The following is a 21,667-nucleotide window of genomic DNA, read 5'->3' as shown; positions in this document are numbered from 1 at the left end:
CCGAGCGGCCCCGATAGCGGGCCGGATTAAGACAGGGTGGGCCGGGGCGATCCTTCGGCTAACCCGACAAGGACAAGTAGAGGCAGCTTCATGAAAGCATTGGCAAAACTGCAACCGGCCAAGGGTCTGACGATGACCGACGTGGCCGTGCCGGAAATCGGCCACAACGATCTGTTGATCAAGATCACCAAGACCGCGATCTGCGGCACCGACATCCACATCTGGAACTGGGACGACTGGGCGCAGAAGACCATCCCGGTGCCGATGCACGTCGGCCACGAATACGTCGGTGTGGTCGCCGGCATCGGCTCGGAAGTGCAGGGCTTCAAGCTCGGCCAGCGCGTGTCCGGCGAAGGCCACATCACCTGCGGCTACTGCCGCAACTGCCGCGCCGGCCGCCGCCACCTGTGCCGCAATACCGTCGGCGTCGGCGTGAACCGCCCGGGCGCCTTCGCCGAATACCTGGTGATTCCGGCGTTCAACGCCTTCCCGATCCCGGACGACATCTCCGATGACCTGGCATCGATCTTCGACCCGTTCGGCAACGCGGTGCACACCGCGCTGAGCTTCAACCTGGTCGGCGAGGACGTGCTGATCACCGGCGCCGGCCCGATCGGCATCATGGCGGTGGCGATCGCACGCCACGTCGGCGCGCGTCACGTGGTGATCACCGATGTCAACGAGTACCGGCTGGGTCTGGCCGAGAAGATGGGCGCGACCCGAGCGGTCAACGTCGCCAAGCAGGACCTGAAGGCAGTGATGGCCGAGCTGGACATGCACGAGGGCTTCGACGTCGGCCTGGAGATGTCCGGCAACCCGCAGGCATTCCGTCAGCTGCTCGACGTGATGAACCACGGCGGCAAGGTGGCGCTGCTCGGCATCCCGCCGGACAACACCGCGATCGACTGGAACCAGGTGATCTTCAAGGGCTTGGAGATCAAGGGCATCTACGGCCGCGAGATGTTCGAGACCTGGTACAAGATGGTGGCGCTGCTGCAATCGGGCCTCGATATCAGCCCGATCATCACTCACCATTACAAGGTCGACGACTTCGAAGCCGGCTTCGAGGCGATGCTGTCCGGGCAGTCGGGCAAGGTGATCCTGGACTGGCAGGCGGCGTAAGCGCCGACGACTGACCGCTAAGTTGGTCTAACGGGCCGGCTCCTCATGGGGCCGGCCCGTTGTCATTGGGGCTGCGTGAAAGCGTCGGTGCTTTTGAGTCATTCCCCCTTGGTGAAGCCGAAGTGATGGCTATCGCTCCCTATTGCGCTGCCGTTGGCAGCAGGGCCGGTGTCGGATTTGCGTGATCCAGTGACAGGGCTCGGCAGTGTGTGCCGGCTTTGGCCGTCGCCGGCCTCGGCCCAGCATCGCTCTGCAGTCATGTTGCTAATGTCCTAGTCATTCAGTGTGAAGGACATATACCGCCAATCCGGCGCGATGCTTGCTTTCCCGCGTCGGTAAAGGCAAGTAAAATCGATCCAATTTTGTCCATTACCCATTCACGTGACATGCTGACTTTCCAGGAAATCATCCTCACGCTGCAGAACTACTGGAATCGCCAGGGCTGTGCCCTGCTGCAGCCCTACGATACCGAAGTCGGCGCCGGCACCTCGCACACCGCCACCTTCCTGCGCGCCCTCGGCCCGGAGCCGTGGAACGCCGCCTATGTGCAGCCGTCGCGCCGCCCGAAGGACGGCCGCTACGGTGAGAACCCGAACCGATTGTTCCAGCACCACCAGTTCCAGGTGGTGTTGAAGCCGTCGCCGCCGAACATCCAGGACCTGTACCTCGGTTCGCTGAAGGAACTGGGCCTCGATCCGACCCAGCACGACATCCGCTTCGTCGAGGACAACTGGGAAAACCCGACGCTGGGCGCCTGGGGCCTCGGTTGGGAAGTGTGGCTGAACGGCATGGAAGTGACCCAGTTCACCTACTTCCAGCAGGTGGGCGGCCTCGATTGCAAGCCGGTGCTCGGCGAGATCACCTACGGTCTCGAGCGTCTGGCGATGTACCTGCAGAACATCGAGAACGTCTACGAGCTGGTGTGGACCTACCTGCCGGACGGCACCCCGGTCACCTACGGCAATGTGTTCTTCCAGAACGAGGTGGAGCAGTCGAAGTACGCCTTCGAGCACAGCAACGTCGAATTGCTGTTCCGCCAGTTCAACGACTACGAGGCCGAGGCCAAGCGCTTGCTGGAAGCCGGCCTGCCGCTGCCGGGCTACGAGATGATCCTCAAGGCCGGCCACACCTTCAACCTGCTCGATGCGCGCGGTTCGATCTCGGTGACCGAGCGCGCCACCTACATTGGCCGCATCCGCAACCTGGCGCGCGGCGTGGCGCAGGCCTACTACGACTCGCGCGAAGCCCTGGGCTTCCCGATGCTCAAGCGCGACTGACCCGAGCCGCGCCGCCGTGCCATCGCCGGCGGCGCATTCGTGCGACCGAACAGAACAGACACCATGAACGCAACCCTGCTGATTGAACTTTTGACCGAGGAACTGCCGCCGAAGGCGCTGCCTCAGCTGGCGGCCAGCTTCGCCGACACGATTAGCGACGAACTGAGGAAACTGCAGTTTGCCGCCGCCGATGCCAATGTGCACGTGTTCGCCTCCCCGCGCCGCCTGGCGGTGCAGATCGCCGGCGTGCTGGCATTGCAGCCGGACCAGCACATCGTGAAGAAAGGCCCGTCGCTCGCCGCCGGCATGAAAGACGGCGTGCCGACCAAGGCGCTGGAAGGCTTCGCCCGCTCCTGCGGCGTCAGCGTCGACGAGCTGACCGTCTCCAACGACGGCAAGCAGGACGTGTACGCCTACGAGTCGACCAAGACCGGCGAACCGCTGTCCGCCGCGCTGTCCGACATCGTGGCCTCCGCGCTGAAGAAGCTGCCGGTGCCGAAGCTGATGCGCTGGTCCGACCTGGACCACCAGTTCGTGCGTCCGGTGCACGGCCTGATCATGCTGCACGGTGACCAAGTGGTGCCGGGCGAGGTGCTGGGCCTTAAGAGCGGCAACGCCACCCGCGGCCACCGCTTCCTGTCGCAGGGCGAGGTGGTGATCAGCCACGCCGACCAGTACCCGGTCGAACTCTTCGAACAGGGCAAGGTGGTGGCGAGCTTCGATACCCGCCGCAGCCTGATCCGTCACCGCCTTGACAAGCACGCCGCCGACCTTGGCGCGACCATCGCCGCCGATGACGCGCTGATCGACGAGGTGACCGCGCTGGTCGAGTGGCCGGTGGTGCTGGAGGCCGGCTTCGAGGCCGAGTTCCTGCGCGTGCCGCAGGAGTGCCTGATCCTGACTATGCAGCAGAACCAGAAGTATTTCCCGCTCTTGGACGGTCAGGGCAAGCTGATGAACCGCTTCCTCCTGGTATCCAACCTGGAGGCGGCAGACCCGTCCAACATCATCCACGGCAACGAGCGCGTGTTGCGCGCGCGCCTGTCGGACGCCAAGTTCTTCTTTGAGCAGGACCAGAAGCACCGCCTCGACACCCGTCTGTCGCGTTTGGCGCACGTGGTCTACCACAACAAGATCGGCACCGTGCTGGAGCGCGTCGAGCGCCTGCAGGCGATCGCCGGCGGCATCGCCGCGCAGCTGGGGGCGGATCAGGACCGTGCCGAAAGCGCCGCCTACCTCGCCAAGGCCGACCTCGTCACCGACATGGTCGGCGAGTTCCCGGAACTGCAGGGCGTGATGGGCATGTATTACGCGCTGCACGACGGTCACGACCCGGAGGTGGCTGCCGCGATCGAGGGCCACTACCACCCGCGCTTCGCCGGCGACACGCTGCCGGTCGGCCCGATCGCTACCGCGGTGGCGCTGGCCGACAAGCTCGAAACCCTGGTCGGCATCTGGGGCATCGGCCTGATCCCGACCGGCGACAAGGACCCGTTCGCGCTGCGCCGCGCCGCGCTGGGCGTGCTGCGCATGCTGCTCGAATCGCCGCTGAGCCTGAAGGCACTGCTGAAGCTGGTAGCCGAGGTCTTCCCGGCCGGCAAGCTGGCGGCCAACACAGCCGACGAGCTGTACGGCTTCATGCTTGAACGCCTCAGAAACTTGTTGCGCATGGAGCTTCTAGAGGAGGGTAGTGTTGTGCCAAACCTCGCTGCGCAACATGCATTTGCTCAAGAGGTTCATGCACAAGTTAATGCTGGCAAGCTTTCTACTCAGGAAGCTGGGGAGATGCTAGCGGGTCAGTTGTCTGGTAATAGACCAGTTATTGATTTGAGTGTTATCGACGCCGTGCTGGCGCAGACCCCGGACCGCCTCGACGAGGTGCGTGCGGTGCTGGCCGCGGTGGCCGAGTTCAAGCGCCTGCCGGAAGCGGCCACGCTGGCCGCCGCCAACAAGCGCGTGAAGAACATCCTGAAGAAGGCCGAGGGCGAGGTCGGTGCGGTCAACCCGGCGCTGTTCGCCGAGGCGGCCGAAACCGCGCTGCATCAGGCGGTCGAGGCGCTGGCGCCGCAGGTGGAGGCCAAGTTCGCCGCTCACGACTTCACCGCCGCGCTGTCGCTGCTGGCCGGCCTTAAGGCACCGGTGGATGCGTTCTTCGACGGCGTGATGGTGATGGCCGACGATGCCGCGGTGCGCGCCAACCGGATCGCGCTGTTGGCGCGCCTGTCGGCGCTGTTCAACCGCGTGGCTGACATTTCCTTGCTGGCCGAGTAAGGCCGCTGCAAGCGGGCGCACGTCCTCGGGGGAGGGGGCGTGCGCCTTTCGTGTCTCTTGAGGGGATGCTGTGAAACTGGTGATTCTGGACCGCGATGGCGTGATCAATCACGACCGCGACGATTTTGTGAAAAGCCCGGCCGAGTGGGTGCCGATCGACAAGAGCCTGGAGGCGATCTCCAACTTCACCCAGGCCGGTTGGCGCGTGGTGGTGGCGACCAACCAGTCGGGGCTGGGCCGCAAGCTCTACACCGTGCAGGCACTCAATGCCATGCACGAGAAGATGCACCGGCTGGTCGGCCAGGCAGGCGGCCGCATCGACGCGGTGTTGTTCTGTCCGCACACCGCCAACGACAACTGCGATTGCCGCAAGCCCATGCCGGGCATGATCCAGGAGATCGCCCAGCGCTTCAACGCCGACACCAACGGCCTGCCGCTGATCGGCGACAGCCTGCGTGATCTGCAGGCGATTGCCGCAGTCGGTGGCCAGCCGCTGTTGGTAAAGACCGGCAAGGGGGAGAAGACCCTGGCCGCCGGTGGCCTGCCCGAGGGCACGCTGGTGTTCGACAACCTTTTCGATGCTGCCGATTACCTAATCGGCGGTGCCACCGACTGACCGATTTGCAGGAGTGTTCGGCCGGCCTCGAGCTTGGACGAACGGTGTCATTATGTCCATTTTGCTTCGCAACCTGATTTACTGGCTGGTGCTGATCATCATCACGCCGCTGTTTTTCCTTGCCCTGTTCATCGCCGCGCCGCTGCCACGCCGCACCCGCCACGTGATCGGCCAGACCTGGGCGCGTGTGTTGACCTGGACGCTGGTCCACGTGGTCGGCCTGAGGTACAAGGTAATCGGCGCCGAGAACATCGGCGATAATCCCGGCATCATCTGCTCCAAGCACCAGTCCGGCTGGGAAACGCTGGCGCTGCAGGCGATCTTCCCGGCGCAGATCTATGTCGCCAAGCGCGAGCTGTTGTGGATCCCGGTGTTCGGCTGGGGGTTGGCGCTGATGAACCCGATCACCATCAACCGTGCTGACCGAGCGACCGCCAACAACCGGCTGCTGAAACAGGGCAAGGAGCGGCTGCGCCACGGCTTCTGGATCACCGTGTTCCCGGAGGGCACCCGCATCAAGCCGGGCAAGCGCGGCAAGTACAAGCTCGGTGCGGCGCGTCTTGCCAAGACGCTGGAGATGCCGCTGGTGCCGGTGGCTCACAACGCCGGCGAATTCTGGCCGCGCAATGCTTTCATCAAGCAGCCGGGCGAGATCACCGTAGTGATCGGTAAGCCGCTCTATCCGAACGAGGCGCGCGGTCCCGAGGCGTTGATGAGGGAGGCCGAGGAGTGGATCGAGGCGCGCCAGTGCGAGATCGGCGGGGTCGGCCCGTTTGCTAACCCGGACGATCGTGCCCGACGTATTGCATCTCACTCTGCCTGAGGGCAGGGTGCCGGTACGCGTGTCGCGCAAGGCGCGCACGCGCATCTCGTTGCGCATCGCCAATGGCGAGGTGAAGCTGGCCGCCCCGCCCGGGGTGCCGCTGGCCGAATTGCAGCGCATCCTGGAACTTCGCCGCGATTGGATTGCCCAGCAGTGGCGGGCTGCGCCGATCGTGAGCGAGGCGCTGCCGGAGAGAGTCAGCCTGTTCGGTCAGGCGCTGCGACCCGCGCCGTACGAGGGAAAGCGCCGCAGCGTGCGGCGCGATGGCGACACGCTGTGGCTGGCCGGAGCCATCGAACCGGCCGAACAGCGCGCGCTGCTGGCGCAATGGCTAGCGCGGGAGGCGGCGCTGTACCTGCCCGCGCGCACTGCGGCGCTGGCGCGCCATACCGGCCTGATCCCGCGCGAGGTGAAACTCGCTAATGCGCGCGGCCGCTGGGGCAGCTGCAGCAGCGCCGGCGTGGTGCGGCTCAACTGGCGGCTGGTGCAGGCACCGGTGGCGATCAGCGACTACGTGATCGTGCACGAACTCGCCCATCTTCAGCACATGAATCATTCTGCCGCGTTCTGGGCGCTGGTCGGCCAGCATTGTCCGGAGTGGCAGGCCCGGCGCGACTGGCTCAAACAGCATTCGGCCGAGCTGTTCGAAATCGGCTGAGCCCCTGCCGCAGCCAGCAGGTTGGGCGGCGGTTGGCGGCAAGACTTAAGGAGAACCCCCATGCGTCTGTTACACACCATGTTGCGCGTCGGCAACCTCGAGCGCTCGCTGGCGTTCTACCAGGACGTGCTCGGCATGAAGCTGCTGCGCAGGACCGACTATCCGGAAGGTCGCTTCACCCTGGTCTTCGTCGGCTATGGCGACGAGAAGGACACTGCTGTACTTGAACTGACCCATAACTGGGACACCGAATCGTACGAACTGGGCACCGGCTACGGCCACATCGCGGTCGAGGTCGACGACGCGGCCGCCGCTTGTGACGCGGCCCGCGCCAAGGGCGGTAAGGTAACCCGTGAAGCCGGCCCGATGAAGCACGGCACCACGGTGATCGCCTTCATCGAGGATCCGGACGGCTACAAGATCGAGTTCATCCAGAAGGGCCGCCGCTAAGCGACGACGCCCCCTTTCCTCAGAAGCCGTTTTAGAGCCGCTAACAACACTCAGTGAAGCGGCCTTGGCGAGGCGCGCGGCCTCAGACAGTACAAATAGAACGGCAAGACAGCATCACAACGTCAAGTTGTGGCTGCGGTTCTTGGACGGCCGTCGTTGTCGTGGGGCGGCCTGCTCGTCCGGCTGTGCCTAGCGCATGACCTGAAATCGAATCTCCTCCAGAGGGACGAGCCAAGGCACGCTATGCGTCGTATCGTGTTTGGGGCGGACTGTCCGTCCCTTTTTGCAATCGGGCGATATGCCCGTTGGAAGTCGGCGGCTACACTGTGACGTAGCGCCCAACGCTGCGCCTTCGTCGGCGGTTGACCCGCACCGGCTTCCCATCAGACAGGAGAAACAATGACCCCCATCCTGAGGACCCTCTTGCCGCTGCTGCTCTTGGTGCCTGGGCTTGCCCAGGCAGCCGACCTCGACGGCGCGACGCTGAGCCTCGCCTGGGCGATTCCGTTTGCCGGCATCCTGTTGTCGATCGCGCTGTTTCCGATCTTCGCGCCCGGCTTCTGGCACCACCATTTCGGCAAGATCACCGCGATATGGACTGCGCTGTTCCTCGCGCCGTTTGCACTGACCTTCGGCAGCCACGTCACGCTGGCACTGCTGGTGCATGCGCTGCTGACCGAATATGTCCCCTTTATCGTGCTGCTGTTCGCACTCTACACTGTTTCGGGCGGCATCCTGGTGTGGGGCGATCTGCGCGGCTCGGCCAAGCTCAATACCAGCATCCTGGCGATCGGTGCCGTGCTCGCATCGCTGATGGGCACCACCGGTGCGGCGATGCTGCTGATCCGGCCGCTGCTGAGGGCCAACGACAATCGCAAGCACAATGTGCACGTGGTGGTGTTCTTCATCTTCCTCGTCGCCAACGTCGGCGGCGGCCTGACCCCGCTCGGCGACCCGCCGCTGTTCCTCGGTTTCCTGAAGGGCGTGGATTTCTTCTGGACGATGGAGCACATGGCGCTGCCGGTGCTGCTGCTGTCGCTGGCATTGCTGGCGATCTTCTACGCGGTCGACTGCTACTACTTCAAGAAAGAAGGCGTCGAGCCGTATGACCCGAGCGAAGACTCGCCGATCAAGCTGTACGGCACCTTCAACTTCGTGCTCCTCGCCGGTGTGGTCGGCGCGGTGCTGTTGTCGGGCTTCTGGAAGCCGGGCGTCAGTTTCGATGTCATTGGTACCCACTGGGAGCTACAGAATCTGGTGCGCGACCTGTTGCTGCTCCTGCTGGCGTTCGCCTCGCTGGCGATGACGCCGAAGCAGGTGCGTGCCGGCAACGAGTTCAACTGGGCCCCGATCCTGGAGGTCGGCAAGCTGTTTGCCGGCGTCTTTATCACCATCGCCCCGGTGATCGCCATCCTGCGTGCCGGCAGCGATGGTCACTTGGCGGGCCTGGTCGGCATGGTGTCGGGCGAGGATGGCATGCCGATCAATGCGATGTACTTCTGGATGACCGGCATCCTGTCGAGCTTCCTCGACAATGCGCCGACCTATCTGGTGTTCTTCAACCTGGCCGCCGGCGATGCACCCACGCTGATGACTCAGCTGTCGCAGACGCTGCTGGCGATCTCGATGGGCGCGGTGTTCATGGGGGCGATGACCTACATCGGCAACGCACCGAACTTCATGGTCAAGGCGATCGCCGAGCAGCGCGGCGTAGCGATGCCGAGCTTCTTCGGTTACCTCGCCTGGTCCGGCGTGTTCCTGCTGCCGCTGTTCGCGCTGCTGACGCTGGTGTTCTTTCGTCTCTGACGACCCACGACGCTAGCTGAAACGCCCGCCCCTCCGGCGGGCGTTGTTCATAGTGCCTTGCCGCCGTCCGGGTTCGGCCCAGCGTCGAGAAGCGGCGATACGAGGGGGCTGTCGTTTCTCTTGATTTGCCCGATGCACGCCAACACCCGTTTCGTCACCAGCAACCAGCCTGGCCCTCATGAGGGCCACCACCGCGCCCGGCCGTTCGCCAAGCCGCTGGCCGATTTCAACTGTGCAGCCTGGACCGAGGCCCGTGCCGCCTGGGGCGGCGGCACCCCGTTGGTCCTCGACACCGGTTGCGGCGTTAGTCTGTCGACGATCCGTCTGGCCAAACGTCATCCCGATCATTTCGTGCTAGGCGTCGACCCGTCGTTCGACCGGCTGTCGCACGCCAAGCCGCTGGCGTTGCCGGACAACGCGCTGCTGTTGCGTGCCGATCTGGTCGACCTGTGGCGACTGATGGTCGACGACGGCGTGCAGCTGGCCCAGCACTGGCTGCTCTACCCGAACCCCTGGCCGGAGCGCCATCACCTGCAGCGGCGCTGGCACGGCCACGTGGTGTTTCCGTTGCTGCCCAAGCTTGGCGGGGTGATGGAACTGCGCAGCAATTGGGCGATCTATGTCGAGGGGTTCGCGCTGGGGCTGAGTGCGCTGACCGGCCGCGCGCTGGCTGCCCGAGGTCTGCCTAGCCCCGTTCGAGCAGAAACACCTCGACTCGGGCCATGCACTGCGGCGGGTGTGGCGGGGTCTGGAAGCCGCGGGCTAGGTAGGCTAGGGAACCCCGTCCGGCCAGTGCCGTCATCACCGCAGGGTCGATGCGCGGCGGCGCGGTTGGGGTGCTTTGCGGTATCCTTGGCGTTTTGCCGTTTTCTCAAGCAAGAGTCGTCATGCACATCCACATTCTCGGCATCTGCGGCACCTTCATGGGCGGCCTCGCCGCCATCGCCAAGCAGGCCGGCCACCGCGTCACCGGTTGCGACGCCAACGTCTACCCACCGATGAGCTCCCAGCTCGAGGCGATGGGCATCGAGCTGACCCAGGGCTTTGGCGCCGAGCAGGTCGAACTGAATCCCGACGTCTACGTGATCGGCAACGTAGTCACCCGCGGCAAGCCGCTGATGGAGGAGATCCTCAACCGCGGCCTGCCGTATATTTCCGGCCCGCAATGGTTGGCCGAAAACGTGCTGCACGAGCGCTGGGTGCTGGCGGTGGCCGGCACCCACGGCAAGACCACCACCAGCTCAATGCTGGCGTGGATCCTCGAAGACGCCGGCTTGGCACCGGGCTTCCTGATCGGCGGCATTCCGGAGAACTTCGGTGTGTCGGCGCGGCTCCCGGGTGCGCCGCGTCAGGACCCGGCGAGCGTCAGCCCGTTCTTTGTGATCGAGGCCGACGAGTACGACACCGCCTTCTTCGACAAGCGCAGCAAGTTCGTCCACTACCGGCCGCGCACCGCCGTGCTGAACAATCTGGAATTCGATCACGCGGACATCTTCGCCGATCTGGCCGCGATCGAGACGCAATTCCACCATCTGGTGCGCACCGTGCCGGGCAATGGCCGCATCGTCGCCAACGGCCGCGAGGCGAGTCTTGACCGGGTGCTGGCGCGCGGCTGCTGGACGCCGGTGGAGCGCTTCGGCGGCGAGGGCGGCTGGCAGGTCGGTGCGGTCGACGCCGACGGTAGCTTCGAGGTGTGGCTCGACGGTTCGGTGCAGGGCAAGGTGGTCTGGACCCAGCTGGGCGAGCACAACCGGATGAATGCGTTAGCAGCGATCGCCGCTGCCCGTCATGTCGGCGTGCCGGTGGCCGACGCGATCGCCGCGCTCGGCCGCTTCCGCACCGTGAAGCGCCGCATGGAAGTGAAGGGCGTGGTGAGCGGCATCACCGTCTACGACGACTTTGCCCACCACCCGACCGCGATCGCCACCACGGTGGCCGGCCTGCGCGCCAAGGTCGGGCCGGATACCCGCATCCTGGCGGTGTTGGAGCCGCGCTCCAACACGATGAAGCTCGGCACGATGAAGGGCGCGTTGCCAGGCTCGCTCGCCGACGCCGACCGGGTGTTCTGCTACGGGGCCAACCTGGGCTGGAGCCCGGCCGAGGCACTGGTGCCGCTCGGCGACAAGGCGCAGACCTTCGACGATCTGGACACGCTGATCGCGGCGGTGGTCGCCGAGGCGCGCCCCGGCGACCAGGTGCTGGTAATGAGCAACGGCGGCTTCGGCGGCATCCACGGCAAGCTGTTGGCGCGGCTGGGGCTCTGAGTCGTCGTGCTGTTGGACAAGATTGGCCGAACTGATGGGTTCGGCCAATTTTTTTGCCACGAACCCCACGACACAACACGGCATTTCATTCGTGCATGTTTTTTCGTGGAATGCGGGCGAAAAAGGGTTTTGAGCTACGCCGATGCCCGCGCCACCTCCGTCTTCACCTGGCGCACGAAGCCCTGCAGCAGCTGCGAATGGTCCTCCTCGCGGTAGGCCAGCCACACCGCGGTGCGCGCCTGAGGGTCGGCGATCGCGCGGTAGGTGACGTTGTCGAGCTGAATGCGCTGCTGTAACGCCGGCAGGATCGCCACGCCGAAGCCGGCGGCGACCAGCGCGATCTGCGTCGACGCCTCGCGCGCTTCCTGCGCGACGCGCGGTGTAAAGTCGGCATGGCGGAACAGTGCGATGATCTGCTCGTAGAGCGGGATGCCGAGATTGCGCGGGAACATCACGAAGTCGTCGTCGGCGAACGCGGCCAGGGGCAGCGCCTCGCCCGGTGCCTGCTGCGCCAGAGGGTGGTCGCTGCGCATCGCGATCACTATCGGTTCGCGCATCAGCTCGATCGCGGTCAGCGCCTCGGGCAGGTCGGTCGGGCGGATCAGCCCGGCATGCAGCCGCCGCTCCATCAGTGCCTCGATCTGGTCGACGGTGTTTAGCTCCTGCAGCGCCAGGCGCACATCCGGGTGACTCTGCCGGAATGCGTAGATCGAGCGCAGGAACACCGTGGTAAATGGGGCAGACACGGTGAAGCCAAGACGCAGCTCGCCGACCTCGCCGCGGTGCGCGCGCGCGGCCTGTTCGACTGCATCGTCGAGGCGAGTGAGGATGGCGCGGCACTCGGCGAGGAACAGCCGTCCTGCCTCGGTCAGCTCGACGCGGCGGTTGGTGCGGTTGAACAGCCGCGCGCCGATGCTGTCCTCCAGCGCGCGGATCTGCTGGCTCAACGGCGGCTGGGTGATGCCGAGCCGTTCGGCGGCGCGGCCGAAGTGCAATTCTTCGGCGACGGCAATGAAATAGTGCAGCTGGCGCAGTTCCATGGATTGAGTCGTAAAAGCTATCAAAGAGGTCGATAGCTATTATCGACAGCAATCAATCACGTTTCTACACTTCAATTCTGCAGTACCACGATCCATCGGCCCCACGGCCTCTGTGCAGAAGGTTTCCATGAGCAGTCCACACGACGGCGTCCCCTTGCCGCAGCGCTATTGGGCGATCCTCGTTATCGCGCTCGGCGTCAGCATGGCGGTGCTCGACGGAGCGATCGCCAACGTCGCCTTGCCGACCATCGCCCGCGACCTGAACGCCAGCCCCGCTTCCTCGATCTGGGTGGTCAACGCTTACCAGCTGGCGATCACCGTGTCGCTGTTGGCGTTCTCCTCGCTCGGCGACATCATCGGCTACAAGCGCATCTACCAATGGGGGCTGGCGGTGTTCACCCTCACCTCGGTGGGCTGCGCGTTGTCCGACTCGCTGACCACGCTGACCATCGCGCGCATCCTGCAGGGTTTCGGAGCCGCGGCGATCATGAGCGTGAACACCGCGCTGATCCGGGTGATCTACCCGAAGGCGCAGCTCGGTCGCGGCATGGGCTTCAACTCGCTCTTGGTGGCGCTGTCGTCGGCGGCCGGTCCGACCATCGCGGCGGCGATCCTGTCGCTGACCTCGTGGCAGTGGCTGTTCGCGATCAACCTGCCGATCGGCCTCGTCGCCTGGCTGGTGGCGCTGCGCGCGCTGCCGGCCAACCCGCACAAGGTCAGCCATCGTTTCGACATCCGGAGTGCGCTGCTCAACGCGCTGACCTTCGGCCTGCTGATCTTCAGCGTCGACGGTTTCGGTCACGGCGAGAGCCCGCTCCTGGTCGGCGGGATGCTCATGGTCTCGCTGGCGGTCGGCTACGTGTTCGTGCGCCGCCAGCTCAGCCTCGCCGCACCGCTGCTGCCGGTCGATCTGCTGCGCATTCCCTTGTTCGGCTTGTCGGTCGGTACCTCGATCTGCTCGTTCACCGCTCAGATGCTGGCGCTGGTGTCGCTGCCGTTCTACCTGCAATCGCTCGGTTACGGCCCGGCCCAGATTGGCCTGTTGATGACGCCGTGGCCGCTGGTGATCATGGCGGTAGCGCCGCTGTCCGGCCGCTTGGTGGAGAAGTATTCGCCGGGCCTGCTCGGCGCGGTCGGGCTCGCCCTGTTCGCGGCAGGCCTGCTGTCGCTGGCCTTGCTGCCCGCGCAGCCGAGCTATCTGGACATCGTCTGGCGGATGGCGCTGTGTGGGGTCGGCTTCGGTTTCTTCCAATCGCCGAACAACTTCGCGATGCTGTCATCCGCGCCACCGCACCGTAGCGGCGGGGCCAGCGGCATGCTAGGCACCGCGCGTCTGCTCGGCCAGACGACCGGCGCCTCGCTGGTGGCGCTGCTGTTTACGCTGTTCCCACATCACGGCACGCATACCGGTCTGATCGTCGGCGCGGCGTTCGCGCTCAGTGCAGCCGGGGTGAGCTGCCTGCGCATGACAAACGGAGCAGGGCGGGTCGCGGCGGGTCATTGAGACCGTGGCTGCCCAACGATTGCGGGCTCGTGCTATGGTTGGGCAATGCACATCGACATTCGCCGCCTTATTCCTTCCGAAGCCGTCGCCTACCGACAGTTGATGCTGGAAGCCTATCAAAGCCATCCCGAAGCGTTCACGTCGAGCGTGGAGGAGCGAGCCGCCTTGCCCCTGTCCTGGTGGGGCGAGCGCCTGACCGAAGCCTCCCTGGCCCCCGAGGTCGTGTTCGCCGCCTTCGACGGCGGGCGACTGGCCGGTGTGGCCGGCATCGCTTTCGAGTCGCGCGAGAAGGTGAGGCACAAGGCCAATCTGTTCGGCATGTACGTTCCGGTCCGCTACCGGGGACAGGGGCTCGGGCAGCGGCTGATCCAGGCGGTGCTGAATTACGCAAAGCTACGTGGCGGTGTGCGCATCGTGCAGCTCACTGTCACCGACGACAATGATGCCGCTTGCCGGCTCTATGCCCGCTGCGGTTTCCTCAGCTACGGACTGGAACCGCTGGCAGTGCGGGTGGGCGACACGTTCATGGCCAAGCGCCATATGTACTACGACCTGAACATCCGTCCGGCGGCCCCACATCCTTAATCGGTAACTATCCTCTTCCCGCTTCACGCCTGGCTTGTCTCAATTGGTGGGCGCAAGGACGGCGTTGCTGGCTGCTTGCAGTGCTTGCCAAGGCAGTCGACAGCTCTGGCTGTCTCATCTGTCGATCATCGTGCGCAGGTAATCGAACGTCTGTGGGCCCCTTGCTGCTCTTGGTCTTACCGCATGATTCAGCTTGATCGCAGCGGACAGCTAGAGCCCTGTTTCGCTGGTGGCCGTCGGTCCAAATGGCGAGGTCAGGCGGGTAGGGGGGCAAGTGGGTGGAGGGGCCGTGGTTTCCGCAGATCAGCTAGAAGCCGCTGGTGTGGTGCCATCGGTAAGGGGCTGGGGAAGCCCGCGGCGGATCGGCGTATCGAGCCGACCCAGGACGGTGCATTATGCGTTGAAGGGCGGATTCAGCGGCTGTGCAGGCCGAGGCGGTGGCGGCGGAATACCCAGCGCTCCCAGCTCTCGCGGCTGCCATCGTCGAACGGCGCGATCAGCCGGGCTTTAACGACGCTGCCGCCTTCGCCGTCGCCCTGGCTGTACTCGACCACGACCGGCAGCAACAGCGCCAGCGCCGAGTCGACATTGGGGAACAGCGTCAGCAGCAGCCGTTCGCCGACCGTTATCGACGTCGGTGCATGCCATGCCAGCGCCTCGAGACCGACCCGACTGGCGCGCTGCGACGGGTGGCCTTGGTGGCGAGCCAACAGGCCCAGTTCCAGCGCCAGATCCAGCTTCGCCTCGACGCGCAGCAGCAGCGGGTCGCTGTTCTCCCGGGTCTCGGTCGGAGCCGCCAGCAGGCGCAGCGCCAGCCGCGTCTCTCGGTCGAGCCGGGCGGGCAGAGCGTCGAGCGGACGGCTCTGCAGCGGCAGTTCGGCGTCGAAGCTGACAGTGTCGAGTGGAGGCAGGGTCACCGACATGCACGTCTCCTTACAAGCTTGTTCACCATCTTGCTGTGCGGCCCTTCACTGTTCAGAGGGCCGCTTACAGGAACAGATGACGGACACCATCCAGGCCGACATGGTTGATCGCCACGTCGGCTTGGCGGCGCACCACCGGCTTGGCGCGGAATGCGACACCGACGCCGGCTTCGGCCAGCATCAGGAGGTCGTTGGCGCCGTCGCCCATCGCGATCACCTGTTCGGGGGCGAGATTCAGCTCCTTGCGTACCTCGACCAGCAGGCGTGCCTTGGCGGCGGCGTCGACGATGTCGCCGACCAGACCGCCGGTGAGTTTGCCGTCCTTCACTTCCAGAGTATTGGCAAAGGCGTAATCGAGGCCAAGGTCTTCCTTCAGGCGCTCGGTGAAGAAGGTGAAGCCACCCGATACCAGCATGAAGCGCAGCTCGTGCTGGCGGCAGGCGGCCAAGAGTTCGCGCGCCCCGGGGGTCAGTGCGACCTTCTCGTTGTAGACGGCTTCGAGTTCGCGCTCCGCCAGGCCTTCGAGCAGGGCGACGCGTTCGCGCAGGCTGTCGGCGAAATCGAGCTCGCCGGCCATCGAGCGCTCGGTGATCGCGGCGACTTTGTCCTTGATGCCGAGCCGGCCGGCGATTTCGTCGATGCACTCGATGGTGATCAGCGTCGAGTCCATGTCGGACACGATCAGGCCAAAGTCGGCGAAGTAGCGTTCGCTCGGCACGAAAGCGGCGTCGAGCTCGCGCCCTTCACACCAGTCGATCACCGTTTCGCGGTTGGCCAGGTTGGCCGATGCGAGCCGTGCCACGCCGGCGGTGGGGCGGTCGACTTCGCCGGCTTCGGCCAACTCGGCGAGCTCGGACAAATCGAGGGTATCGAGATCGGCGGACTGAACCACCAGGGTGTAGGAAGCGTTCGACATGGTTCGGGGCAGCACGGCTGTTGAATGGATACCTCCGATTATGCCACGCCGCTCACCGTCGGGTGCGGCAGCGGTGCGTGATCCAGGCGTCGAGCGAGACGAGCCCTGGGCCGAACAGCATTAGCGCCATCAGTTCGGTGCCCCAGTAGTAGTGGTAGGAACGGGTGATCTCGGTCAGCCCCGGGTAGCTGATCACCGCGACCGTGTTGAGGATGAACAGGCCGGTGGCGGCGAAGCGGCCGGCGAGCCCCGCCACCAGCAGCGATGACAGGCCGAGCTCGCCGCAGGTTGCCATCACCGCTGCCACCGCCGGCGGCAGCAGGGGGACGTGGTACTCCTCGGTGAACAGCGTCAGCGTGGTGTCCCAGTCGGCGATCTTGGTTAGCCCCGACTTGAAGAACACGCTGGCGAGGAACAGCCGCAGGCCCAGCAGCAGCAAGGGCTGCAGCGCGTTGGCTAGGCGGATCGGCGGGGTGAAATAGGCGATCAGGCGGCACAGCGCGTTCATCATGGACCTCCGTGGGTCAGGCTGCGAGACAGCCGGTTTGCAGCAGCGTCACCAGCAGCGGTTGCAGGTCGAAATCGGCGTCGAGCGTCAGCGCAGCATCGGTGGCCGTTTCCAGCGTCGCGCCGCCCATCAGTGCGGCGATGAATGCTGCGTCGGCATCGCTCAGCGGCAGCAGTCCGGCCTCAAGGTCCGGTTGACGGTACACCAGTGCGTTTTCGCCTCCGCTGCCGAGGTCGACCCGGGACGGGGCGCCACCGGGGCGGTGCGCCTGCCAGATAGCGACGATCGGCCAGTGGGCCGAACGCACCAGCGCGCAGGCCGGCTGAAAGGCCAGGCACAGCTCGCCCCAGCTTTCCGGGGCGATTGCGGCCAACGTTGCCGGGGAGAACTGCGTGGCGTCGACGGCGTAATAGGCGCGGTGTAGCGCCCATTCCAGCCGTGCTACACCGCCGAGGTAGGGCAGGTCGGCGGCCGGTTCGAAGCCGTCGACAAAGTTGCCGAAGCCCTCGCCGTAGCGGTGCAGGTTGCCGCTGGCCGACGGGGTGCGCCTCACGTATTCGCGCGCGAGGCCGGTCAGGAAATCGTCGCCGACCAGTTGCGCGATCACCGGGTACAGCGACTTCACGGTGTCGATCAGGCCGACCCGGTAGTTGTTGCGGTAGACCGCGAGTCCGTCGGCGCCGTAGGCCGTGTCGGGCAGAGCGGGGTCGTGGATCGCGGCGATCAGCCCGGCCTGCCAGCGTTGCCAGTCGCTCATCGTGCATCCCCCCTCGTTGCGTCGGCGTCGAGCCGGCGCTGCGCCTTGGCCGCCTCGCCGAGCAGGGTATCGAGCGGCGGGATGTCGATGTCCCACTCGATCAGTGTGGGGCGCGGCCCGAAATGGGCCAGCACCCGGTCGTACAGCGCCCATACCGCGTCGTGCACGGGCCGGCTGTGGGTGTCGATCAGCAGTGTGCCGCGCTGCGAGTAGCCGGCCAGGTGGTATTCGCCGATTGTCTCGGCCGGCAGTGCGGCGAGGAAGGCATCGACGTCGGTGCCGAGATTCTGCTGGTTGACGTACAGGTTGTTGACGTCGAGCAGCAGGCCGCAACCGGTGCGGCTGACCAGTTCGGCGAGAAACTCCGCCTCGGTCAGCTCGTTGGCCGGGTATTCGAGGTAGCTCGATAGGTTCTCGAGCAGCAATGGTCGACCGATTGCGTCCTGGGCCTCGGCGACGTGAGCGGCGATGGTGTCGAGCGCCGCGCGGGTGTACGGGATGGGCAACAGGTCGTTGGCGTAGCGCTGGCCTGCGTGGTTGAACGCCAAGTGCTCCGACACCGCTGCCGGTTCGATTGCGTCGACCAGGCGTTTCAGCGACGCGAGGTGGGTCGGGTCGGGACGGCTCGCCGAACCCAGGCCCAGGCCGACGCCGTGCAACGACAGCGGATAGTCGGCAGCGACGCGACGCAGCATCGCCAGCGGCAGGCCGCCGTCGAAGAAATTCTCACTGTGTACCTCCAGCCAGCCGATGGCAGGCCGGCTGTCGAGCACCTGTCGATAGTGCGGTGCGCGCAGGCCGATGCCGCTGGCGGCGGGCAGGGTCGTGGTCATGGTGGGGTCTCACGAATCAGGGAAGGGGCTGGCGGGGCGGTGTTCGGCCCACCCCACCGGCGGAGGGAGCGGGTTTATTTCTTCGGTTGCAGCATGCCGCCCATCTGTTGGCAGCTGCCCTTCGCGACGTATTTGAAGTCGCCCGGGTCATGGTCGGTCTTGGCTTGGCCGGCGCAGCTGTGCAGGCCGGAGGCCGACGCGCAGTCGTTCTTGCCGGCGGTGGCGATACCGAAACATTTTTCCTTCTCGGCGGCTTGGGCCGGCAGGCTGGCGGCACCGATGGCAACGACGGCGCCGAGGGCGGAAGCGATCAGGGTGCGGGATGCTTTCATGGTGTTTCTCCTAGTAGAGGGGGAGGACGGCGAAGGCCGTTTCCGCTGAGTCAGTCGCGTCACGGCCGCGTTTCTTACAGGGCGTCGTGAAGATGGCGTCCGAACGAGGTGCAGGCCGGCCCCGGTCGACTGAGCGAAGCACCATGGGGGCCATTGAAAAAGTGGGACGATGGTGTCATCGCAAGGTTCGCACAGGGGGAATACGTACCGTGGCGCTGATTCTGGCTGAGGCGATTTTGCCACAATGCTTTTGGTGCTTTTCTATTGTATTGCAACTCGAATTGCATGCTTACTGCGGGTAAAATATAAAGCAGATGCTTAATGGTAGATCGGCCAGATCACAAGGAAACATAGTGAAAAAGTCGTCTCGCTGGCTGCCGTATGGCCACGCCGGTGGGGATGGTGCAGGAGACGGGGAAGCAGACAGGACTGTAGACATGTTGAACGCGCGACTTCTAGGGGCTGCCTGTCCGGCGGTGCGGTCTACTACAACGGCCGCACGCTGAATCGGATCTGCAAGCCGGCCAACGCCGCCTTCACCATCGACAGCCATAACTGCAACGCCAGCGACGTCGGGCAGCTCAGCGGCCGGGTCGATTCCAACAAGGTGTCGCCGTAGTGGGGCACAGGCAGGGGCAACCCGACCGCCAACGGCAAGGGCTTGAGCTTCGTCCGCCGGTAGCGCACCTGAGCGTGACCCGCCGAGGAAGCACCTCGCAGCAGACATACTGAAGCAGCCAGTCATTACGAGTAGCGTGGGGAGAACAATCGGTCATCGATCGATTGAGAAATAAAAAAACTACATAAAAACTTACAGAGGGTATTCATGATGAAGACATTAAGGAGTCGGCTGATCAGCCTGACGGTGTTATTGACCATGCTGTTTGGCACGGCGGTACTGCTATTTTCTTATTTTCACATGCGCAGCGAGATCCGCGACGGGGTGTCCCAGGAGTTTCACTCCATCCTCGCCGGGCAGGGCAGTGTGGTGAAAAGTTGGCTGGAGGAGAAACAGGCGCAGATCAGCAGCCAGGTGAAAATTGCCCAGCGACCGGACGCCGTCGAATATTTCAAGCGCGCTGCCGAGGGCGGGCGCTTCTTCGATGTCTATGTGGCCTTTGCCGACAAGCGCACCACCTTTGCCAGCGGCTGGGTCCCGCCCGCTGATTATGACCCGAATGCCCGTCCCTGGTTTCAGCAGACCAAGGCTGCCGGCAAAACGATCGTTGTCGATCCCTACATCGATTTGCAAAGTAAGAAGCTGACGATCACAGTGGCCAGTCCCTTCAATGTCGACGGCACGTTCGCTGGGGTGGTCGGGGGCGATGTGTTCGCCAGCGACATCATGAAAGCGGTGCTGTCGCAGAAGGTTCGCGGCGATGGCTATCCGTTCATCGTCAACCGCGATGGCCTGATCATCGCCCATCCCAAGGCCGAGCTGACCCTGAAGCCCATCACCGACATCGCACCGTCGCTGACCGCCGGCGCCCTGAACGTTCTGGCCAGCCAGACCGTGCCGAGCGAGGCGGTCATCGACGGTGAGACCATGCTGGTCGAACTGCAGCCGATCGCCGGCACCAACTGGTACATCGGCGTGGCGGCCAAGAAGTCCGAGCTGATGGCACCGCTGTCCTCGCTATTGTATGCCCTGTTAGCCATCTCGGCGGTCGCGCTGGTGCTGATCGTCGCGGTGACCAGCATCGCCATCGGCCGCATGCTGGCGGGTCTGAATCGCCTGCGTGACGTGATGGAGGACATTGCCCAAGGGGATGGCGACTTGACGCTACGGCTGGACGACAGCGGTAGCGACGAGATCGCGGCGACCGCCCGCGCCTTCAATCAGTTTGTCGGCCAGCTGCGCAAGCTGTTCGGCCAACTGCAGGGCGAGGCGCACACGCTGATCGGCGGGGTGCACCAAGCCAGCTCGCAGCTGAGCAGCCTGGCCGACGGGTCGCGCCAGATGGCCGAAGTATCGTCGTCCAATGCGGCCACGCTGGAGGAGATCACCGTCAGCATCGCCCACGTCGCCGACAGTGCGGGGCAGGTGGACCTGTTGGTGAAGGGTACGCATGACGAGCTGGCGCAGAGCGCCACGCGCATGCAGAACCTGTCGGATGCGATGGAAGGCACGGTGACGGCGGTTCGTTCGATGGAGTCGATGCTGGTTTCGCTCGACCGTCGTTCGCAGGACATCAGCAGCATCACCAATGTGATTCGCGACATCGCCGACCAGACCAACCTCTTGGCGCTGAATGCGGCGATCGAGGCGGCACGTGCCGGCGAGCAGGGTCGCGGCTTCGCGGTGGTGGCTGACGAGGTGCGCAAGTTGGCCGAACGCACCTCCCAGGCCACGCTGGAGATCGCCCAGCAGGTAGAGACGATCCGCCGCGAGACCGGTCAAGCGGTCGGCGACGTCAACCTGACGGTGCAGTCGGTGGATGGCGGGGTGGAGCAGACGCAACTGGTGGTTAGCGACATCGAGACCATTCGCGCGTCGATGGAGTCGGTAGTGACCCGGATGAACGACATCGCCCAATCGACCACCGAGCAGCATAATGCCTCGACGCTGATCGCGCAGAGCACCGAGACCATCAACAACCGCGTGCAGGAAACTGACGGACGCCTGCAGGGAGTGAGCGGCACGCTGCAAGCGTTGGCCGAGGCGGCGTCGCGGATGGACGCGGCGTTCAGCCGATTCAAGCTGTAAGGCGATTCGCCACGAAAAAGCGCCCCGTTTGGGGTAATGCCGTTCACTTAGCGGATCGAACCTGTTTGATTGGGTAACGGGACGGCAGCTTTTTCACCACGCGGGGGCATTCACGCCCCCGCCGTTGTTTCGGTAGCAGCAACTCCCTGAGGCGTTCCCGCAGACGCAGCAAGCGCGCCGGCAAGGTGCCGGGGCTGCTGATCGCCAGCCAGCTCCACTCATAGCGCAAATAATGCAGCGCTGTCGTAAAGCTAAGATCGGTCGGCGCAACCCCC

The 21,667-nt window shown here is 64.9% G+C and carries 20 protein-coding genes and 1 pseudogene; 13 read left to right on the top strand and 8 right to left on the bottom strand.

Annotated features, from left to right (window positions below; genetic code table 11):
* Positions 1–90: 90 nt before the first annotated feature.
* The 10 genes from tdh to mpl all read left to right on the top strand — a co-directional run bounded on the left by tdh (position 91) and on the right by mpl (position 11,287).
* A complete protein-coding gene (gene tdh, locus QU481_RS08300; protein WP_289829481.1) occupies positions 91–1,122 on the top strand; it encodes an L-threonine 3-dehydrogenase in 1,032 nt (343 codons plus the stop codon).
* Between the two features lie 386 nt (positions 1,123–1,508).
* A complete protein-coding gene (glyQ, locus tag QU481_RS08295; protein ID WP_289829553.1) occupies positions 1,509–2,399 on the top strand; it encodes a glycine--tRNA ligase subunit alpha in 891 nt (296 codons plus the stop codon).
* A gap of 63 nt (positions 2,400–2,462) precedes the next feature.
* Positions 2,463–4,670, top strand: coding sequence for a glycine--tRNA ligase subunit beta (gene glyS, locus QU481_RS08290; RefSeq protein ID WP_289829479.1), 2,208 nt, complete (start codon positions 2,463–2,465; stop codon positions 4,668–4,670).
* 70 nt (positions 4,671–4,740) lie between these two features.
* On the top strand, positions 4,741–5,286 hold the full coding sequence (gmhB, locus tag QU481_RS08285) for a D-glycero-beta-D-manno-heptose 1,7-bisphosphate 7-phosphatase (RefSeq protein ID WP_289829477.1): 546 nt from the start codon (positions 4,741–4,743) through the stop codon (positions 5,284–5,286).
* Positions 5,287–5,338: 52 nt separating this feature from the next.
* The gene (locus tag QU481_RS08280) at positions 5,339–6,109 is read left to right on the top strand and encodes a lysophospholipid acyltransferase family protein (protein ID WP_289829476.1); all 771 of its coding nucleotides are present in this window, start codon (positions 5,339–5,341) and stop codon (positions 6,107–6,109) included.
* Positions 6,078–6,767 (top strand): M48 family metallopeptidase, encoded by a 690-nt coding sequence (locus QU481_RS08275; protein WP_289829475.1) that lies wholly within the window; start codon positions 6,078–6,080, stop codon positions 6,765–6,767. Before QU481_RS08280 ends, QU481_RS08275 begins: the two co-directional genes overlap by 32 nt.
* Positions 6,768–6,827: 60 nt before the next feature.
* Positions 6,828–7,217 carry a lactoylglutathione lyase gene (gene gloA, locus QU481_RS08270; protein ID WP_289829474.1) on the top strand — a complete coding sequence of 130 codons (390 nt, stop codon included), beginning with the start codon at positions 6,828–6,830 and terminating at the stop codon, positions 7,215–7,217.
* 399 nt (positions 7,218–7,616) lie between these two features.
* Positions 7,617–9,023 (top strand): sodium:proton antiporter, encoded by a 1,407-nt coding sequence (locus tag QU481_RS08265; RefSeq protein ID WP_289829473.1) that lies wholly within the window; start codon positions 7,617–7,619, stop codon positions 9,021–9,023.
* A gap of 132 nt (positions 9,024–9,155) precedes the next feature.
* The gene (trmB, locus tag QU481_RS08260; protein ID WP_289829472.1) at positions 9,156–10,025 is read left to right on the top strand and encodes a tRNA (guanine(46)-N(7))-methyltransferase TrmB; all 870 of its coding nucleotides are present in this window, start codon (positions 9,156–9,158) and stop codon (positions 10,023–10,025) included.
* On the top strand, positions 9,911–11,287 hold the full coding sequence (gene mpl, locus QU481_RS08255) for a UDP-N-acetylmuramate:L-alanyl-gamma-D-glutamyl-meso-diaminopimelate ligase (RefSeq protein WP_289829471.1): 1,377 nt from the start codon (positions 9,911–9,913) through the stop codon (positions 11,285–11,287). Before trmB ends, mpl begins: the two co-directional genes overlap by 115 nt.
* A gap of 134 nt (positions 11,288–11,421) precedes the next feature.
* On the opposite strand, the gene QU481_RS08250 is transcribed toward mpl, so the two are convergent.
* Entirely contained in the window at positions 11,422–12,327 is a 906-nt protein-coding gene (locus QU481_RS08250; RefSeq protein WP_289829470.1) for a LysR family transcriptional regulator, read from the bottom strand.
* 127 nt (positions 12,328–12,454) lie between these two features.
* Between QU481_RS08250 and QU481_RS08245 the strand changes: the two genes are divergently transcribed.
* Both QU481_RS08245 and QU481_RS08240 read left to right on the top strand, forming a co-directional pair.
* Positions 12,455–13,831, top strand: a complete 1,377-nt coding sequence (locus QU481_RS08245; RefSeq protein ID WP_289829469.1) for an MFS transporter — start codon at positions 12,455–12,457, stop codon at positions 13,829–13,831.
* Between the two features lie 45 nt (positions 13,832–13,876).
* A complete protein-coding gene (locus tag QU481_RS08240; protein ID WP_289829468.1) occupies positions 13,877–14,416 on the top strand; it encodes a GNAT family N-acetyltransferase in 540 nt (179 codons plus the stop codon).
* A gap of 413 nt (positions 14,417–14,829) precedes the next feature.
* Here QU481_RS08240 and QU481_RS08235 read toward each other — a convergent pair whose 3' ends face one another.
* From QU481_RS08235 to QU481_RS08210, 6 genes are all read right to left on the bottom strand, one after another.
* Positions 14,830–15,339: a hypothetical protein gene (locus tag QU481_RS08235; protein WP_289829467.1), complete on the bottom strand. Its 510-nt coding sequence runs from the start codon at positions 15,337–15,339 to the stop codon at positions 14,830–14,832.
* A gap of 64 nt (positions 15,340–15,403) precedes the next feature.
* The gene (gene serB / locus QU481_RS08230; protein ID WP_289829466.1) at positions 15,404–16,255 is read right to left on the bottom strand and encodes a phosphoserine phosphatase SerB; all 852 of its coding nucleotides are present in this window, start codon (positions 16,253–16,255) and stop codon (positions 15,404–15,406) included.
* A 52-nt stretch (positions 16,256–16,307) separates the two neighbouring features.
* Positions 16,308–16,766: a DoxX family protein gene (locus tag QU481_RS08225; protein ID WP_289829465.1), complete on the bottom strand. Its 459-nt coding sequence runs from the start codon at positions 16,764–16,766 to the stop codon at positions 16,308–16,310.
* A 13-nt stretch (positions 16,767–16,779) separates the two neighbouring features.
* Positions 16,780–17,520 carry an HvfC/BufC N-terminal domain-containing protein gene (locus tag QU481_RS08220; protein WP_289829464.1) on the bottom strand — a complete coding sequence of 247 codons (741 nt, stop codon included), beginning with the start codon at positions 17,518–17,520 and terminating at the stop codon, positions 16,780–16,782.
* Positions 17,517–18,353 (bottom strand): MNIO family bufferin maturase, encoded by an 837-nt coding sequence (bufB, locus tag QU481_RS08215; protein WP_289829463.1) that lies wholly within the window; start codon positions 18,351–18,353, stop codon positions 17,517–17,519. Before bufB ends, QU481_RS08220 begins: the two co-directional genes overlap by 4 nt.
* Positions 18,354–18,427: 74 nt before the next feature.
* Positions 18,428–18,685: a BufA1 family periplasmic bufferin-type metallophore gene (locus QU481_RS08210; protein WP_289829462.1), complete on the bottom strand. Its 258-nt coding sequence runs from the start codon at positions 18,683–18,685 to the stop codon at positions 18,428–18,430.
* A gap of 826 nt (positions 18,686–19,511) precedes the next feature.
* Between QU481_RS08210 and QU481_RS08205 the strand changes: the two genes are divergently transcribed.
* Complete coding sequence (locus QU481_RS08205; protein WP_289829461.1) at positions 19,512–21,392, top strand: methyl-accepting chemotaxis protein; 1,881 nt, start codon at positions 19,512–19,514, stop codon at positions 21,390–21,392.
* 43 nt (positions 21,393–21,435) lie between these two features.
* On the opposite strand, the pseudogene QU481_RS08200 reads toward QU481_RS08205, so the two are convergent.
* Positions 21,436–21,667: pseudogene (locus QU481_RS08200) on the bottom strand (IS4 family transposase); the annotation flags it as partial.

Source organism: Crenobacter oryzisoli (genome assembly GCF_030385785.1).
GTDB classification, from domain to species: domain Bacteria; phylum Pseudomonadota; class Gammaproteobacteria; order Burkholderiales; family Chromobacteriaceae; genus Crenobacter_A; species Crenobacter_A oryzisoli.
The sequence above is the reverse complement of the archived record's forward strand: the minus strand, read 5'-3'. Positions and strand labels throughout refer to the sequence as shown.